The sequence below is a fragment of the Kitasatospora sp. NPDC008115 genome (assembly GCF_042957205.1).
GTDB lineage: Bacteria > Actinomycetota > Actinomycetes > Streptomycetales > Streptomycetaceae > Kitasatospora.
This window is the reverse complement of record NZ_JBIBHU010000026.1, coordinates 62086-78601: the sequence shown is the minus strand read 5'-3', so window position 1 is coordinate 78601 and position 16516 is coordinate 62086. Positions and strand designations below refer to the sequence as shown.

14 protein-coding genes are annotated in these 16516 nt (G+C 75.8%); 4 read left to right on the top strand and 10 right to left on the bottom strand.

Annotated features, from left to right (window positions below):
• Positions 1 to 46 precede the first annotated feature (46 nt).
• Positions 47 to 421 (top strand): hypothetical protein, encoded by a 375-nt coding sequence (locus ACFZBX_RS28525; protein ID WP_344331468.1) that lies wholly within the window; start codon positions 47 to 49, stop codon positions 419 to 421.
• Here the strand turns inward: ACFZBX_RS28525 and ACFZBX_RS28520 are convergent.
• The 7 genes from ACFZBX_RS28520 to ACFZBX_RS28490 form a co-directional block, all read right to left on the bottom strand.
• On the bottom strand, positions 390 to 860 hold the full coding sequence (locus ACFZBX_RS28520) for a DUF6188 family protein (RefSeq protein ID WP_391536669.1): 471 nt from the start codon (positions 858 to 860) through the stop codon (positions 390 to 392). The two genes, ACFZBX_RS28525 and ACFZBX_RS28520, sit on opposite strands and share 32 nt — an antisense overlap.
• A 92-nt stretch (positions 861 to 952) precedes the next feature.
• Positions 953 to 2047 carry an NUDIX domain-containing protein gene (locus ACFZBX_RS28515; RefSeq protein ID WP_391536668.1) on the bottom strand — a complete coding sequence of 365 codons (1095 nt, stop codon included), beginning with the start codon at positions 2045 to 2047 and terminating at the stop codon, positions 953 to 955.
• Positions 2048 to 3136: 1089 nt separating this feature from the next.
• On the bottom strand, positions 3137 to 4066 hold the full coding sequence (locus tag ACFZBX_RS28510) for an SGNH/GDSL hydrolase family protein (RefSeq protein WP_391536667.1): 930 nt from the start codon (positions 4064 to 4066) through the stop codon (positions 3137 to 3139).
• Positions 4067 to 4105: 39 nt separating this feature from the next.
• Positions 4106 to 5254 carry a glycosyltransferase gene (locus tag ACFZBX_RS28505; RefSeq protein WP_391536665.1) on the bottom strand — a complete coding sequence of 383 codons (1149 nt, stop codon included), beginning with the start codon at positions 5252 to 5254 and terminating at the stop codon, positions 4106 to 4108.
• Complete coding sequence (locus ACFZBX_RS28500; protein ID WP_391536664.1) at positions 5251 to 6537, bottom strand: glycosyltransferase family 4 protein; 1287 nt, start codon at positions 6535 to 6537, stop codon at positions 5251 to 5253. Before ACFZBX_RS28500 ends, ACFZBX_RS28505 begins: the two co-directional genes overlap by 4 nt.
• A gap of 142 nt (positions 6538 to 6679) precedes the next feature.
• Positions 6680 to 6871, bottom strand: coding sequence for a YegP family protein (locus ACFZBX_RS28495; RefSeq protein ID WP_391536663.1), 192 nt, complete (start codon positions 6869 to 6871; stop codon positions 6680 to 6682).
• 204 nt (positions 6872 to 7075) lie between these two features.
• Entirely contained in the window at positions 7076 to 7258 is a 183-nt protein-coding gene (locus tag ACFZBX_RS28490) for a hypothetical protein (RefSeq protein ID WP_391536662.1), read from the bottom strand.
• 200 nt (positions 7259 to 7458) lie between these two features.
• Here ACFZBX_RS28490 and ACFZBX_RS28485 point away from each other — a divergent pair, with 200 nt between their 5' ends.
• Complete coding sequence (locus ACFZBX_RS28485) at positions 7459 to 10542, top strand: SNF2-related protein (RefSeq protein ID WP_391536661.1); 3084 nt, start codon at positions 7459 to 7461, stop codon at positions 10540 to 10542.
• Positions 10543 to 10545: 3 nt separating this feature from the next.
• Positions 10546 to 10746: a hypothetical protein gene (locus ACFZBX_RS28480; RefSeq protein WP_391536660.1), complete on the top strand. Its 201-nt coding sequence runs from the start codon at positions 10546 to 10548 to the stop codon at positions 10744 to 10746.
• A gap of 13 nt (positions 10747 to 10759) precedes the next feature.
• On the opposite strand, the gene sph is transcribed toward ACFZBX_RS28480, so the two are convergent.
• The 3 genes from sph to ACFZBX_RS28465 form a co-directional block, all read right to left on the bottom strand.
• On the bottom strand, positions 10760 to 11743 hold the full coding sequence (gene sph, locus ACFZBX_RS28475) for a sphingomyelin phosphodiesterase (protein WP_391536658.1): 984 nt from the start codon (positions 11741 to 11743) through the stop codon (positions 10760 to 10762).
• 72 nt (positions 11744 to 11815) lie between these two features.
• On the bottom strand, positions 11816 to 13912 hold the full coding sequence (locus ACFZBX_RS28470) for an MMPL family transporter (RefSeq protein ID WP_391536657.1): 2097 nt from the start codon (positions 13910 to 13912) through the stop codon (positions 11816 to 11818).
• An 87-nt stretch (positions 13913 to 13999) separates the two neighbouring features.
• A complete protein-coding gene (locus ACFZBX_RS28465) occupies positions 14000 to 14974 on the bottom strand; it encodes a deoxyribonuclease IV (RefSeq protein ID WP_391536656.1) in 975 nt (324 codons plus the stop codon).
• Positions 14975 to 15294: 320 nt separating this feature from the next.
• Between ACFZBX_RS28465 and ACFZBX_RS28460 the strand changes: the two genes are divergently transcribed.
• A complete protein-coding gene (locus ACFZBX_RS28460) occupies positions 15295 to 16464 on the top strand; it encodes a nitrous oxide reductase family maturation protein NosD (RefSeq protein WP_391536655.1) in 1170 nt (389 codons plus the stop codon).
• The last annotated feature ends 52 nt before the right edge of the window (positions 16465 to 16516 follow it).

Below are 16516 nucleotides of genomic sequence, written 5' to 3'. Positions count from 1 at the left end.
CTACCACCCATCACCAACCACCCACCCAGGAACGGGAGACACCGAGATGACCGACGCCGCAGGCGCGCTCAAGCAGGCCATGACCGTGATCGAGGGCGCCATCGGCGCGGCCCTGGTCGACTACAACAGCGGCATGGCGCTGGCGACCCTCGACGGCCCCGGCGGCCTCGACCTCAACGTGGCCGCCGCCGGGAACACCGACGTGGTGCGGGCCAAGATGCGCACCATGGACATGCTGGGCCTCAGCGACGGGATCGAGGACATCCTGATCACCCTCAGCAGCCAGTACCACCTGATCCGCCCGCTCACCAGCCGCAGCGGCAAGGGCCTGTTCCTCTACCTGGCGCTGGACAAGGGCCGGGCCAACCTGGCGATGGCCCGGCACCAGCTCACCAGGATCGAGGCCGACCTGGAGGTCTGACGGCTCCGGCCGAGTCCGGTTCCCCGGACCCCTGCGGGGACCGGTCGACCACGCCGCCGGGGAGCCCCGCGCAGAGCGTGCCGTCCGGCGTGACCACGCGCCACGGCGCCAGCAGCGCGTGCGGCGGGACGGACAGCGTCCCGCCGCCCTCGCCGGTGAGGACCAGCTCCAGGCCCCCGGCCGGGGTGACCCGGGCGGAGACGACCGTCCGCCCGACCAGACCGAGCAGTGGTCTGGTGGGGCGGAGGGTCAGCGCGGGGAAGAAGACCGAGACGCCCGTCGCTCCGGTGAAGCGGAACTCCTGCGCCACCCGGACGGTCACCGGCCCGTCGAGCACCAGGTCGAGCCGGTCGCCGCCGACGACCGCGGTCACCCGGCGGCCGGTCAGGGCGGCGTCCAGGCCGTCCCCGGGGTGCGTCGTGTGCTGCGTGTTCTGCATGCGGACAGTGTGGACCGGCGGGACGCCGCCTGTCCCACCGCCTGTCCCACCGCCTGTCCCACCGCCCGTCCCGTCCGCCGGCTCGGGCCCGTTCAGCCGGCCGGGTGCCCGGCGACCAGCTCGGCCGGGCCGCCCGGCCGGTTCCGCGCCGCCAGCGCGGCCGCCGTCCGGGCCCACGCCGCGGGCGTCAGCAGCGTCCGCGCCTGCGCCGGGTCGCAGAGCCGCCACTCGACGAGCTCCTCCTCGGGCAGCACGATCGACGGGAAGCGCGCGTCCGCCACCGTGCCGCCGTCGTACAGGTACACCAGCACGGCGTTCTCCCGGGGCGCCGCCGGGTCCGCCGCCCGGCCGGGCAGCCAGTCCAGCGCCAGCAGCCGCCCCGGCTCGCAGGACCAGCCCAGCTCCTCGCGGACCTCCCGGCGGGCCGCCGCCCGGGGGAACTCCCGGTCCGCCTCGACACCGCCGCCCGGCAGCGTCCAGTACGGCACGTCACCGCCCGGCAGGTCCCACGGCCGCTGCCGCACCAGCAGGACGCGGCCGGCCCGGTCCGTGAACACCACGCGGGCCTTGGCCCGGACCCGCGGGCGGCTCGCGATGTAGGAGTCCCGGTCCAGCAACGGCGGGGCGGGCGTTGTCTCCTCCGGCCAGTGCGCGGACAGCTCGGCGAGGCCCGCCGCGCCCGTGTACGCGGGGGCCGGACCGGGCGTCAGGCGGTCGAGCGAGTGCCCGACCGGCAGACCGTCCTCCAGCTCCAGCGGCGCGGCCGCGCGGGGCGCCCGCAGACAGGCCGTCACCCGGCGGGAGAGCCGGGGCGGCAGCGCGCGGCCCGCCTGCTCGGGCGTCAGCCAGGCCCAGCCGCCCACCTCGGTACGGTCCGGCGTGAACGCCGCAGCCTGCGCGGGCGTCAGCGGCTCGGCCCAGTACAGGTGGGCGGCGATCGGCGGGCGGTGGTGGCCCACCGCCCAGTCCAGGCAGGCGAGCGCCCCGAGCCGGGGCGTGAACCCCAACTCCTCCTCGATCTCGCGCACCGCCGTCCGCCGCGGCGACCCGTCCTGCGGATCCCAGCCCCCGCCCGGCACCGCCACCGGATGCTTGCGGTCGTACGGCAACCGCACCACCAGCACCCGCCCCCGCCCGTCCGGAAACAGCACCCCGGCCGCCGCCAACAACTCCCGTCCCGCCCCCACCCGAACTCCCTCCACCCGTCCGACACCCCTGAAGACACTCCACCCCACCCCACCGGTTCCCCACCAACGCCGGAGTGGGAAGTCGGCGATGCCGACTTCCCACTCCGGTATCCCCGGCACCACCGCCCCTGGCCGCCTCGCCCACCAGAGGCCCTGCGACCAACCCGCCGGCCCCGGCCACCTCGTCGGCCCGGGCCCCTTGACCATCCCGTGAGCCCCCGGCTGCCCTGGCCACTGTGGAGTGGAAAGTCGACGTGGCCGACTTTCCACTCCGGCGGCCGGCCTCGGGGGCGGGGTGGGGTGGGATGGGAAGTCGGTGTCGCCGACTTCCCACACTGAAGAATCGTTTCTGCGCGGGTCGGCACTCTGGTGGCCCCAATGACCTCGCCGCCCTGCTTGCTCGGCTGACGCTCCGGGCGCTTTGGCCGCCCTGTGAGCGGTCGGCTGCCCTGGCTGGGCCGCCGGTGGGCTGCGGTGTGTGGCGGGCGGCTGACTTTCTTTGCCGGTGGCTGCTTTGGCGGCTGGGTGGAGTGGAAAGTCGATGTGGCCGACTTCCTGCTCCGGTGGATCGTTTCTGTGCGGGTCGGCGCTCCGGTGGCCCTAACGGCCTCATCGCCCTGCTTGCTTGGCTGACGCTCCGGGCGCTTTGGCCGCCCTGTGAGCGGTCGGTTGCTCTGGCTGGGTCTCCGGTGGGGCTGCGGTGTGTGGCGGGCGGCTGACTTTCTTTGCCGGTGGCTGCTTTGGTGGCTGGGTGGAGTGGAAAGTCGATGTGGCCGACTTTCTGCTCCGGCGGCTGGCCTCGGGGGTGGGGTGGGAAGTCGGTGTCGCTGACTTCCTGCTCCGGTGAATCGTTTCTGTGCGGGTCGGCGCTCCGGTGGCCCTAACGGCCTCGCCGCCCTGCTTGCTTGGCTGACGCTCCGGGTGCCTTGGCCGCCCTGTGAGCGGCCGGCTGCCCTGGCTGGGTCTCCGGTGGGGCTGCGGTGTGTGGCGGGCGGCTGAGGTTCTTTCCTGGTGGCTGCTTTGGTGGCTGGGTGGAGTGGAAAGTCGATGTGGCCGACTTTCCACTCCGGCGGATCGTTTCTGCGCCCGTCAGGCGGGGTGGGGTGGGAGGGCGGCGAGGGCGGTGGTGGTGGCGTGGGTCATTTGGTGGTCGTGGTGGGCGGTGGTGCCGCGGAGGCGGGCGTAGCCCTCCAGGGCGGCGAGGGCGACCAGGCCCGGGAGGAGGTCGATGCTGCGGTCGGCGACCCAGCGGGTGCCCTTGGTGGCCATCCACCAGACGTCGGCCAGGGTGCCGGGCGGTGGTTCGGCGGGTTGGGGGGCGGGGGCCGGGCCGAGGGGGCGGCCGGTGGCGGTGAGCAGGTCGTGGAAGCCGCGGGCGATCAGGTGGTGGCCCTCGGCGCTCGGGTGGAGGCGGTCGACGCTGAGCAGCCGGCGCTGCGCCGTCCACGGCAGCTCGGCGATGTGCAGGTGGACGGCGCGGTGGCGGGCGGAGAGCGCGTGGACCACGGTGTTCACCGCCCGCATCCGCCGGGCCAGCGGGCGGGCGAGCGGACGCGGCAGCCGCAGCAGGGCGCCCGGGTCGGGCAGGCAGGCGGTCAGCACCACCGCGCCGCTGTCGGTGAGCCGACCGAGGACGGTGTCCAGAGCTAGGGTGGTGCGGCCGACGTCGAAGCCGGACCGCAGGGTGTCGTTGCCACCGGCCACCACGGCGGCGAACCGCGGCCGCAGGGCCAGCGCCGCCGGGAGCTGCTCGGTCGTCAGGTCGGTGGTGAGCGCGCCGCTGCGCGCGAGGTTGGTGAAGTCGACCCCGGCCTGCGGCGGGGCCAGGGACCGGGCGAGCAGGGCCGCCCAGCCGCGCCAGCCGTCGGCGATCGGGTCGCCGACGCCCTCGGTGAGCGAGTCGCCGAGGGCCACGAACCGGACCGGCTCGCCGGTCCGCCGCCCGCCCCCGCGGCTCGCGCCGTGCGCGGCACCCGGTACGGTGCCGCCTCCTCCGTCCACTGTCGTGATGGTGTTCATCGGACCTCCCACCCGTTCCGTGTTCTTCCGTGCCGCCGTTCAGCGCGCGGTGACGGGCGCCGCGCCGTGGGCGGCGAGGAACGCCGTCACCGCCGCGGGCCAGCCGTACCGTTCGGCCTGGGCGCGGGCGGCGGCGCGCCGGTCCGGCTCGGGGCGCGCGAGGAGTTCGCGCACCGCCTCCGCGAATCCCGCGCCGGTCGGTTCGGCGGCCACCCCGGCCGCGCCGACCAGTTCCGGCAGCGCCGAGCCGCGGTTGACGGCGACCGGTGTGCCGCAGGCGAGCGCCTCCAGTGCGGCCAGCCCGAAGGTCTCCACCGGCCCCGGCGCCAGCACCGCGTCCGCGCAGCCGAGCAGCCGGGCGACGGCCGCCCGCCCGGCCAGGTGGCCGAGGAAGTGGACGGTCAGCCGCTCCCGGGTGGCCCGGGCGGCCAGCCGGGACCGCAGCGGCCCGGCGCCGGCCACCGCGAGCACCGCCCCGACCCCGGCGGACCGCAGCGCGGCCAGCGCGTCCAGGGCGAGCGCGGGGCGCTTCTCGGTGGAGAGCCGGGAGCAGAGCACCAGCAGCACCTGCCCGGGCGCCGCGTACCGGGACCGCTCCGCCGCCCGGTCGGCGGCGGTGGGCGGGTGCAGGGCGGCGAGGTCCACGCCGAGCGGGGCGCGCGCGAGGTTCCGCGCGCCCAGGCGCCGGAACTCGGCGGCGGCCCAGTCGGTCGTGCAGATGACCGTGTCGTACGACCGGGCCGTCCGGCCGTTGAGCCGGTTCGCGGCCGCGTCGGCGGCCGGGCCCGGCACGCCCCAGGTCCGCAGCACGCCAACGGCGCTCTCGTGCGACACCATCGCCGAGCGCACCCCGTGCCGCCGGGCCCAGGCCCCGGTCCAGCGCAGGGTGGTCCGGTCGGAGACCTCCAACCGGTCGGGGGCGAGCCGTTCGAGTTCGGCGGCCACCGCCCGGCGGTCGGTGAGCAGCCGGTACCCGCCGCTGCCGGGGACCACCGGGCCGGGCAGCGTGACGACCAGCCCCTGCTCCTCCTCCTCGACGGCGCGCCGCTCCCCGGGCACGACCAGCACCGGGGTGTGCCCGGCGGCCCGGTAGCCCGCGCCGAGGTGGCGCAGCGCGGTGCGCAGTCCGCCGGAGACGGGGGTGACGAAGTTGGCCACCCGGACGATCCGCAGCGGTCCGGCGGTCATGCGGACAGTTCCTCCGACAGCGGGGCGGACGGCTGGACGGGCGGCTGGACGGGCGGCTCGGCCGAAGCCTCAGGGGCTGCGGGAGCCCCGGAAGCCCCAGCGGCGGCGGCCGGACCGGCGGCCGGAGCGGCCGGCACCCCGCGGTGCTCCGCGAGCACCTCGGCGTAGTGCCGCAGCAGCAGGTCCCCGACGGCCTCCCAGGTGCGGGCCGTCACCTCCGCCCGCCCGGCGCGCCCGTACGCGGCCCGCAGCTCCGCGTCCCCGGCGAGGGCGGTCACCGCCCGGGCGACCGCCGCGCCGTCCCGGGGCGGGACGAGCAGGCCGGTGCGGTGGTGCGCGACGAGGTCCAGCGGGCCGCCGGCGGCCGGGCCGACCACCGCGACACCGCTGGCCATCGCCTCCTGGATGGTCTGGCAGAACGTCTCCAGCGGCCCGGTGTGCACGAAGACGTCCAGGGTGGCGAAACATCGGGCCAGCTCCTCGCCGGTGCGCCGGCCGAGGAAGACGGCGCCGGGCATGGCGGCCTTCAGCCCGGGCGCGGACGGCCCGTCGCCGACGATCACCACCCGCACCCCGGGCAGCGTGGAGGTCTCGGCGAGCAGGTCGACCCGCTTCTCCGGTGCGAGCCGCCCGACGTACCCGACCAGCACCTCGCCGCCGGGGGCGAGCGCCCGGTGCAGCGCCTCGTCGCGGTGGCGCGGGTCGAAGCGGACCGAGTCCACGCCGCGCGGCCACAGCTGGACCCGGGCGACCCCGTGCGCGGTGAGGTCCTGGGCGGCGGGGGTGGACGGCGCGAGCGTCCGGGCGGCGAGGCCGTGGACGGCGCGGATGCGGTGCCAGGCGGCGGCCTCGCCGAGCCCGCGCCCGGCGCGGTAGGCGTGCGCGTAGCCGGCGAGGTCGGTCTGGTAGACGGCGACGACGGGCACGCCGAGCCGGGCGGCGACCTGCGCCCCGCGCGCGCCGAGCACGAAGGGGCTGGCCAGGTGGACGAGGTCGGGCCGGTGCCCCTGGATCGCGGCGGCCAGCCGCCGGCTGGGCAGCGCGATCCGGACCTGCGGGTAGCCGGGCAGCGGGACGGAGGGGATGTGCACCACCGGCAGGCCGTCCGGTACGCCGCCGGCGCCGAAGGCGTGCGAGGGACTCTGCGCGCCGCGCGCGGGCGCCGGGGTGACGACGAGCGGCTGGTGCCCCCGGCGGAGCAGGTGCTCGGCGGTCCGCAGCACGCTGTGGGCGACGCCGTTGACCTCGGGGGGAAAGGACTCGGTGACGATGACGACACGCATGCCTGTGTTCTGTCCGCGTCCGGCGTGCACGCGGCCAAAGGGATCTGTCGTACAAACGAACGCGGGTCGGCGAATTGTCCCGCCGACCCGCGTTCCGCCCGTCCCGCCCGCTCCTGGGCGGCGCCGGGCACTACCGAGGCCCTCAGGCCGGCCCGGCGGCCCTCTCCTTCAGCTCCGCGTAGGGAGCGAGCTTGCGGATCGACTCGATGCTCTTGAGGCAGTCGTCCCGGCTCTCCTCGGGGTCGCCCGTCACCACGACCGATCCGTTGCTCGCCTTGAGCCGGAACCGGTGCATGCCGCTCTCATCGGTGTACAGCTCGAACTTTCCCGCCATGGCAGTTGACACCTCTCGTTCAGGAAGCCCCCTCGCACCGCACCGTAGGGGCAAATCCCTTGCCACGCGCGCCAGATGATCCATCCGAGTGCCCACCTCCGGGCCCGGGTCCGCCGGGCTGCTGCTGCCCGGCGGACGCGGTCTCCCCCTTCGGGTGGTCGGTCGGTCGCTCGGCCGCTCGGCCGCCCCGCTCGGCCGCCCCGGTCAGTCGCGGTAGAGGGCCGACGCCGCCGCCCGGATGACGTCGTCCGCGGCGTCGCCGAGGAAGATCCGGCGCAGCAGCCGCACCAGGTCCTCCAGGTCGAGCTCCGCGTCCACCTGCACCCGCAGCCTCGAATTGCCCCGCACCTCACGGACGATGTCGTTCTTCGACAACTCCTTGCCCATGCCCCCTCCTCGCTCTCCTGCCCGGCGCCGTCGCCCGTCCGACCGCGCCGTCGGATCCGAGCCAAGCACGGCACTGTCCGCCGGACTCGGTCACCTGACCGAAAGGGGGCGAAGTCCGCAGCCCGGCGTTGTCGGAGGCGCGGACTAGGGTGGGAAACCCGTTCTGTCCACGCTTCCGCCCGGAGAGGTGCTGCCACCCCATGTACGCCCTGCACGCGCTCTGGCGGGCCGACGGCCGGCTCGCCGTCTGGGCGGAGGATGCGGCGGCCTACCGGGGGGACGCGCCCGTCCGCGGGGAGCGGGGCGGGACGGCGCACCCGTTCGCCTGCCCGGCGGGCGAGGTGGCCCGACTGCTGGGGACGGTCGGGCCGGGGCTGGGCTGGCTGGCCGATCAGGCCGCCGAGCGCTGGGCCGGGCTGCTGCTGCCGACCCTCGGGGGCCGGCCGGTGCCGTCCCCGGACCTGCCGGTGGGCGCCGCGAAGCGCGGTGTGGCGCTCGGGCCGTGGCGGGTGCCCGCGCTGCTCTTCGACCGCGCGCAGGCCGCCCAACTGCTCGGCGCCCTGCACGACCCGCACTGGCCGGGCGCGAGCGTCCAGCTGCCCGACGGCACCCCGGCCGAGCTGGCCTACGGCGCCTCGGTGCGCTGGCTGGCCGCCGTGCACGACCTCGCCTGGCGGCTGGTCGGGCGGGGGCGGCTGCTGCCGGTGCTGGTCGAGGAGGCGGGCCGGTGGCACGCCCGCTGGAGGCCCGCCGCGGACTCCCCGGCCCGCCGGGAGGAGGCCGCGCTGGTCGCCGGCTGCCCGCCGGTCTGCCGCGCGGAGCACCCCGCCGCCGCGCGGTCCGCCGCCGACCTGGTCACCGGCCTGCTCGACGCCCTCGTCGACCAGGAGGCCCGGGTCGCCCTCGCCGACCTCGGCCCGCCCGCCGACCCGTTCCTCGCCGCCCTGTACGGCCCCGACGGCCGGCTCGCCGAGGGCCCGCCCGCCGGGCTGCCCGACCGGCTGGCCGGCTGGCAGGCCGCCCGCCCGGCCGACGCGCCGCTGCGCCTGGACTTCCGCCTCACCGAACCGCTCGGCCCCGACCCGGACGACCGCGACGGCGGGGTGCGCGCCGACACCTGGCGGCTCGACCTGCTGGTCCGCCCCGCCGCAGGCCCCTCGCTGGTGGTCCCTGCCGCCGCCCTGCGGCCGGGCGCCGCCGCCGACCCCGCCCACCAGGCGCTGGTCCGCGCCGTCCCCCCCACGGCGGGCGACCCGGCCGAGGCCTACCAGGCCGAACTGGCCCGCGCCGTCCGGGTGGACCCGGGGCTGCGCGGGCAGCTCCCCGGCGACTTCCCCACCGAGGCCCGGCTCGACCGGGCCGGCGCCCTGCGCTTCCTGCGCGAGGGCGCGCCCGCACTGGCCCGCGCCGGGTTCGGCGTCCTGCTGCCCGCCTGGTGGCAGCGCCGCCCCCGGCTCGGTCTGGTCCTGACGGCGGGCACCCCGGCCGGCGACCCGTCCGCCGTGGCCCGCACCGCGCAGGTCGACCGGGACGCCGTGCTGGCCTTCGAGTGGCGCCTCGCCCTCGGCGAGGACACCCTCACCGAGCAGGAGCTCGCCGACCTCGCCGCCGCCCAGCAGGGGCTGGTCCGGCTGCGCGGCCGGTGGGTCGAGGTGGACCAGGCCCAACTCGCCGCCGCCGTAAGGTTCCTGTCCGAGCACGGCACCGGCACCATGGAACCGGTCGAGCTGCTGCGGCTGGCCGTGGAGGACGGCGCCGTGGTCGACGGGCTGCCGGTCACCGCCGTGCACGCCACCGGCCCGATCGGCGACCTGCTGGCCGGCCGGCCTGGCCCCGCCGACCGCGTCCCGCGGCTTCCCGACGGCTTCACCGGCACCCTCCGTCCCTACCAGCGGCGGGGGTTGGCCTGGCTGGACGCGCTCGGACGGCTGGGCCTCGGCGCCGTCCTGGCCGACGACATGGGCCTCGGCAAGACGGTGCAGACCCTCGCCCTGCTCGCCCTGGAGCATGAGCGCGGTGCGCGCGGCCCGGTGCTGCTGGTCTGCCCGATGTCGATGGTCGGCACCTGGCAGCGCGAGGCCGCCCGGTTCGCGCCCGGCCTGCGGGTGCACGTCCACCACGGCCCGGACCGCACCGCGCCCGACGGGAGCGCCGACCTGGTCATCACCACCTACGGCCTGGTCCAGCGCGACACCGCCGACCTGCGCCGCGTCCACTGGCGGCGGATCGTCGCCGACGAGGCCCAGCACGTCAAGAACCGCTCCGCCCGGCAGTCCCGCGCCCTGCGCTCACTGCGCTCCGGCCCCCGGATCGCCCTCACCGGCACCCCGGTGGAGAACCGGCTGGCCGATCTGCACGCCGTCCTGGACTTCGCCAACCCCGGGCTGTTCGGCAGCCCGGAGGCGTTCCGCGAACGGTTCGCGATCCCGGTCGAGCAGACCGGCAGTGTGGACGCGGCGGCCAGGCTGCGCCGGGTCGCCGGACCGTTCCTGCTGCGCCGCCGCAAGAGCGACCCGCACATCGTCCAGGACCTGCCCGCCAAGCAGGAGTTCACCGTCTCCTGCGCGCTGACGGCGGAGCAGGCCGGGCTCTACCGGGCGGTGGTGGCCGACCTGCTGGAGCGCCTCGGCGGGCTGCGCGGCGTCGAGCGCAAGGGGGCGGTGCTGGCGGCGATCGGCCGGCTCAAGCAGGTCTGCAACCATCCGGCCCAACTCCTGCACGACGGCACGGCGGTGGCCGGCCGATCGGGCAAGGTGGAGCGGCTGGTCGAGCTGCTGACGGAGGCGCTGGCCGAGGGCGACCGGGTGCTGGTGTTCACCCAGTACGCGGAGTTCGGCACCATGCTCCGTCCCTACCTGCGGCGGAAGCTGGGCGAGGAGGTGCTCTACCTGCACGGCGGGGTGGCGCGCGGGCGGCGGGAGGAGATGGTCGGGCGGTTCCAGTCCCCGGACGGGCCGCGGGTGTTCCTGCTGTCGCTGAAGGCGGGTGGCACCGGGCTCAACCTGACCGCCGCCAACCAGGTGGTGCACCTGGACCGTTGGTGGAACCCGGCGGTCGAGGACCAGGCCACCGACCGCGCGCACCGGATCGGCCAGCGCCGCGCCGTGCAGGTCCGCAGGCTGGTCTGCGCCGGCACCGTCGAGGAGCGGATCGGCGAACTCCTCGCCGCCAAGCGCACCCTGGCCGAGGCGGCGGTCGGCGACGACGAGCAGTGGCTGTCCGAACTGCCCGCCGACCGGCTGCGCGAACTGCTGACCCTGTCCGCCGACGCGATCGGGGAGTGACCCGTGCCCGCCTCCTTCGACGACCACCCGCTCGCCGGGGCACTCGACGCCTTCTGGCGGGCGAAGGTGCCCGACCCCGTCGAGGGCGAGGGTGAAGCACCCACCGCTCTCGACGAGTTGGGACCGTCCGGCCTGACCCTGCACGGCCGTCCGCTGGACGCCGCGCTCGCCGCCGCCTACCGGCGGTTCACCGGCGCCGGCTGACCCGCGTGCCGGCTCAGCCGGCCGTCACCGGGTAGTGGTCGGACAGGTCGTTGTAGGTGTAGCTGGTACCCCAACTGCTCACCGTCCACGGCGCGCTGTGGAAGCGCACCACCGTGTTGGTGTACGCAGCGGGGCGCGCGTGGTCGGCCCGGTAGAGGACGTAGTCGAGGTCCTCGCGCGGGTCGGTCGGGTAGCGGTAGGCGGCGATCGAGTTGTCGGCGGTGTCGAAGGAGTACGCCCAGCCGTCGCGGGTGCCGGCCGGCGCGACGCCCGCGTTGGCCAGCAGCGCGGAGTACTCGCTGCTGCGGGAGTCGACGTTCAGGTCGCCGGCCAGGACGATCGGCTCGGCGGCGGGGATGTTCTTGGCGTCGACGAACGCCTTCATCGCCTTGAGCTGGGCGGCCCGGACGTTGGCCGACTCGCCGGCCGAGCAGCCGGGGTCGGTGGACTGCAGATGCGTGCCGATCACGTGCGTGCGCAGACCGTTGACGTTCAGCACGGCGTAGACGAAGCCCTTGTTCGACCACCAGTCCGCCCCGCACGCATCGCGGAAAACATACTGCTCCTTGCGCAGGATCGGCCACTTGCTCAGCAGGGTGACGCCGCCGTCCTCGGGGGTGGCGGAGCTGTAGCCGCCGGCGGTGGCGTCCCAGCCGCTGGTCGAGCGGCCGACGACGGGCGTGTGGTACGGGTACTGGGCCGAGGCCTGGGCGACCAGCGCGTCCGAGGCGGCGTTGTCGAAGGCCTCCTGGAGCACCACGACGTCCTGGCCCTGGAAGAAGCCGGCGGCGGGGATGGCCTTGGCCCGGTGGTCCTGGCCCCAGTTGGGGTAGAGGTTCCTGCTCATCAGGAAGACGTTGTACGTCAGCACCCTGAGCGCGGGGACGGCGGCGCTGTCGGCCGGGGCGGCGGACGCGCCCGGCGCGGCGGCGATCGGGGCGAGCAGGGCGGCGGCGGCCGTGCAGACGGCGGCGAGGCGCGTTGAGGGAGTTGGCATGCCCGCAGTCAAGCGACGTCGGACCACCTCCGTCCAGACAGTGGAGGATGACCGTGTGAACTCATCGGTAACTTAAAGCTGTCTGGCCAACTCCTCCTTGGGCGGAGGAACTTGCCTGGACAACCTGCTCGGCCACCACATGCGGTGGTCCAGGTCCATGGTCACCGCCGTGACCAGGACGGAGCGCACCACGAAGGTGTCCAGCAGCACGCCCAGGGCCACCGCGAAGCCGATCTCGGCGAGCCCGACGATCGGGAGCGTGCCGAGGACGGCGAAGGTGCTCGCCAGGATCAGGCCGGCCGAGGTGATCACGCCGCCGGTGGCGGCCAGACCGGCCACCGTACCCGGCCGGGTGCCGTGCCGGGCGGCCTCCTCGCGGACCCGGGTCATCAGGAAGATGTTGTAGTCGATGCCGAGGGCCACCAGGAAGACGAAGACGAACAGCGGGAAGGCGTTGTCCTGCCCCTCGAAGTGGAAGACGTGCTCGAAGAAGAACGCGCTGATGCCGAGCGCCGCCGCATAGGACAGGACGACGGTGGCGATCAGCACCAGCGGCGCCGTGACCGCGCGCAGCAGCAGCGCCAGGATCACCAGGACCACGCCCAGCACCAGCGGGATGATCGTCCGGTTGTCGGCGGACGCGGCCCGCCCGGCGTCCAGGATCACCGCCGTCGAGCCGCCCACCTGGGCGTCGGCCTCCGGCACGGCGTGCACGGCGGTCCGCAGCCGGTCGACGGTGTCCTTGGCCGCCTGGCTGTCCGGCGGATCGGTGAGCGTCGCCTGGAACATCGCCCGGCCCTCGTGGACGACCGGGGGAGAGGCGCTCGCCACCCCGGGCGTCTCCTGCGTCACGGCGCGCACCGCCTCGGACCCGCCGGCGTCGGAGATGACCGTCAGCGGTGCGCCGGTGCCCGCCGGGAAGTGCTCCGCCAGCACCTCCTGGCCGACCACCGAGTCCGGCTTGCCGGTGAAGGTGCCGGCCGTGCTGAGACCGGTCGCGTTCAGCGAGACCAGCCCGATGCAGCAGGCCGCCAGCGCCAGCGTGGTCCCGACCCAGACCTTGCGCGGCCGGCGCCCGATCCACGCCCCGATGTGCGCCCAGCGGCCGGTCCTGGTCGGCTCCGGCGTCCCGAAGGCCGGGCGCACCGGCCAGAACACCCAGCGTCCGACGATCACCAGCAGTGCCGGCAGCAGGGTCAGCATCGCGGCCAGCGCCACCAGCACGCCGATCGCGCAGACCGGGCCGAGCCCGCTGGTCGAGTTCATCTCGGCGATCAGCAGGCAGAGCATCGAGGCCACCACGGTCGCGGAGGAGGCCAGGATCGCCGGCCCGGCCCGGTGCAGGGCGAAGGCCATCGCCTCGTGCCGGTCCTCGTGCCGGCGCAGCTCCTCCCGGTAGCGGGCGGTGAGCAGCAGCGCGTAGTCCGTCCCCGCGCCGAGCACCAGCACGATCAGGATGCCGGCGCTCTGCGCGTTGACGGTCAGCCCGGCATGCTCGGCCAGCAGGTAGATCACCGCCTGCGTGACCACCAGCGCCCCGGCCGCCGAGAACAGCGGCAGCATCCACAGCACCGGGCTGCGGTAGGTGAGCAGCAGCAGGACGATCACCACGCTGACGGTGGCCGCGAGCAGGGTGGAGTCGATCCCGGCGAAGGCCTCCGCCTGGTCGGCGCCGATGCCGGCCGGGCCGGTGACATGGGTGGCCATGCCGAGGCTGTTCTCGGCGGCGGTGGCGCGCAGGCTGTCCACGGCCGGGCTCAGGTCCTGCCAGCCGCCGGTGCCGATGTCGACCGGCACGATGGTCTGCATCGCCTGGCCGTCCGCCGACTCCACCGGTCCGGTGGTCCGGCCGAGCACGTGCGGGGCGGAGGCGAAGGCCTCGGCGTCGCGGGCCGCCTCGGCCCGGTCGGCGGGCGTGATTCCGCCGTCCCGGACGTAGACCACCACCGCCTGGGCGGTGTCGACCGGCTGGAACGCCCGCTGCTCGTCCAGTACCTGGGTGGACTCGGCGTTGCTCGGCAGCCAGCTGGAGGCCTGGTTGTCCTCGGCGTCGGTGAGCTTGCCCGCGAGCGGGCCCGCCACCACCAGCAGCACCAGCCACAGGGCCAGCACCACCCACTTGCTGCGGCGTCCGCACGGCAGCTCGGCCAGTTTCCGGGTCGGGCTCATCGGGAGACCCCCCGTCCTCGGGCGTGACTCGTTCCAGACTGCCACCGGGTCCCCGCCCCGGCAGCCCGGGGCGGGCGCCGCGCGCTGCTACGCGGGCCGGGCGGCGGCCCGCAGCGCCTTGAGCGCGGTGATGTCCCGGGCGTGGCCGGTGCCGTCGCCGCCGTGCTTGCGGTCCGGGGTCTCCACGATCAGCGGGACCCCGGCCGTCGCCGGGTGTTCGAACAGCTCGCGGAACGGCTCGGCGCCGATCAGGCCGTCGCCGATGTTGGCGTGCCGGTCCTTGCGCGCGCCGACGGCGTCCTCGGAGTCGTTGGCGTGGATCAGCCGCAGCCGGTCCGCCCCGGCGGCCGCGACCAGCGCGTCCAGGGTCTCCCGTACGCCGCCCGGCGCCGCCAGGTCGTGGCCGGCGGCGAAGGCGTGGCAGGTGTCCAGGCAGATCCCGACCTTCGGGTGGCCGTCCAGCGCGTCCAGGTACTCGGCGAGGTCCTCCATCCGCGAGCAGAGCGAGCGGCCCTGGCCGGCGGTCGGCTCCAGCAGCAACCACGGCGCGTCGTCGCCGAGCGCGTCCAGCTCGTCCAGCAGCGGGCGGACGTCCGCGCGGACCTGCGCCATCGCCTCGGCCCGGCGCGAGCCGCCGTCCGCTGCCGCGCCGACCGCCGAACCGGTGTGCAGCACCACGCCCAGCGCGCCGATGGCGTGCCCGCGACGCAGCGAGTGGCGCAGCGAGGCGGCCGAGCGCTCCCGGGTGGCGGGGGTGTCGGAGCCGAAGTTGATCAGATAGGGCGCGTGGACGTAGGCGGGGACCGCCAGCTCGGCGCAGGCCGCGCGGAACTCCTTGTCCTGCGCCGGGTTGCCGGGCGGTGTCGCCCAGCCGCGCGGGTTCGCCACGAACACCTGCACCGTCTCGGCGCCCACCCGGCGGGCGTACGCCAGGCCGGTCCCGGCCAGGCCCCGGGCGGCCACCGGCACATGGGCGCCGACCGGGTTGCGCGCGGCCGGGGAAGGCGGGCGCGGGGCGGCGGCCGGTGCGGGGATCACGGGGACGGCGGTGGTGGTGCTCATGGCTCCGAGCATGCCACGCGCGCGGGGCCCGGCCGCGGAGCGGGGCCTCGGCCACGACGCCGGCCGCGGCCGCGGCCGGGGGAGGCGGTGAGCTGACGGGCCACCACCGCGCGCCCGCCCCGGGACACGCCCGGCCCGACGCCCCGTCAGTCCGGCAGCCCAACCCTGGTGGCGGGGGCACCCGCGCGCACCTAGCGTCGATTCGGCCGACACCCCACCGGCCGTCATCCCCCGCTCACCTTGCGTCACCGCTCCGATGGCCCCACGCCGCCGCGTCGGGGCTCCCGCGCGGCGGCGTGCCAGAAAGCAGGTCATCACTCATGCCCACGCGACGGGTTCACCACCTCGCCGCGGCCACCGCCGCCGCCACCACCGCCCTGACCACCGTCCTCACCGCCGTCGGCGCCGCGCCCGCGCACGCCTCCGGCGGGCTGTACGTGGTTCCGCCCGGAGGGTCGATCCAGGAGGCGCTCGACGCCGCCCGGCCCGGGGACGTCGTGCAGCTGCTCCCCGGCGAGTACCGGGGCAGCGTCCGGATCACCACGCCCGGCCTCACCCTGCGCGGTGCCGGCCCGGAGAGCGTGATCCTCCCCGCCGACACGGCCGGCACGGCCGAAACGGCCGCTGCCCCCACGCCCGCCACCACCACCGCCCCTGCCCCTGCCGCCACCCCTGCCCCCGCCACCGCCGCAGAGCTCGCCGCCGCCTGCTCCGGCGCCGGCCACGGCCTCTGCGTCGTCGGCACCGACGACCGGCCGCTCGACGGCGTCACCGTCGAGGCGCTCGCCGTCACCGGCTTCCGCAAGAACGGCATCAACGCCACCGGCACCACCGGCCTGACCGTCCGCGCCACCTACGTCCACGACAACGCGCAGCAGGGCATCAGCCAGGAGAAGTCCACCCGGGGCGTGATCACCGCCAACGAGTCCACCCGCAACGGCCAGTCCGGCGTCTTCCTCGCCAACTCCGTGGACAGCGAGGGCGGCGCCGTCTCCACCGACGGCACCCTGGTCAGCGGGAACCGGCTCACCGACAACCGGATCGGCGTCACCGTGCGCCGGCTGCGCGACCTGAGCATCGAGCGGAACCAGATCCACGGCAACTGCGGCGGCGTTTTCATCGTCGGCGACGAGGGCGTGCCCCGGGCCGGCGCGCTCACCGTCACCCGCAACCGGGTCGTCGCCAACAACCGCTACTGCCCGCCCAACCCCCGGCTGGACCACATCCAGGGCGCCGGCATCGTGCTCACCGGCGCCGAGGAGACGTCGGTGACGGAGAACGAGGTCCGCGACAACGTCGGCGCCTCACCGTTCTCCGGCGGCGTGGTGCTCGTCCACAGCGTGGTCGGGGTGGCCAACGCCCGCAACACGGTCGCCGACAACCTGGTGCTCGGCAACAGCCCGGCCGACCTCGCCGACCGCGACACCGGCACCGACAACGCCTTCGCCCGCAACCAGTGCGCGGTCTCCGAGCCGGCCGGCCGCTGCTGACCGGTCAGCCGTCCCCCCGCCGCTCCCGAAGCACCCCGTGGCCCCCGCGCCA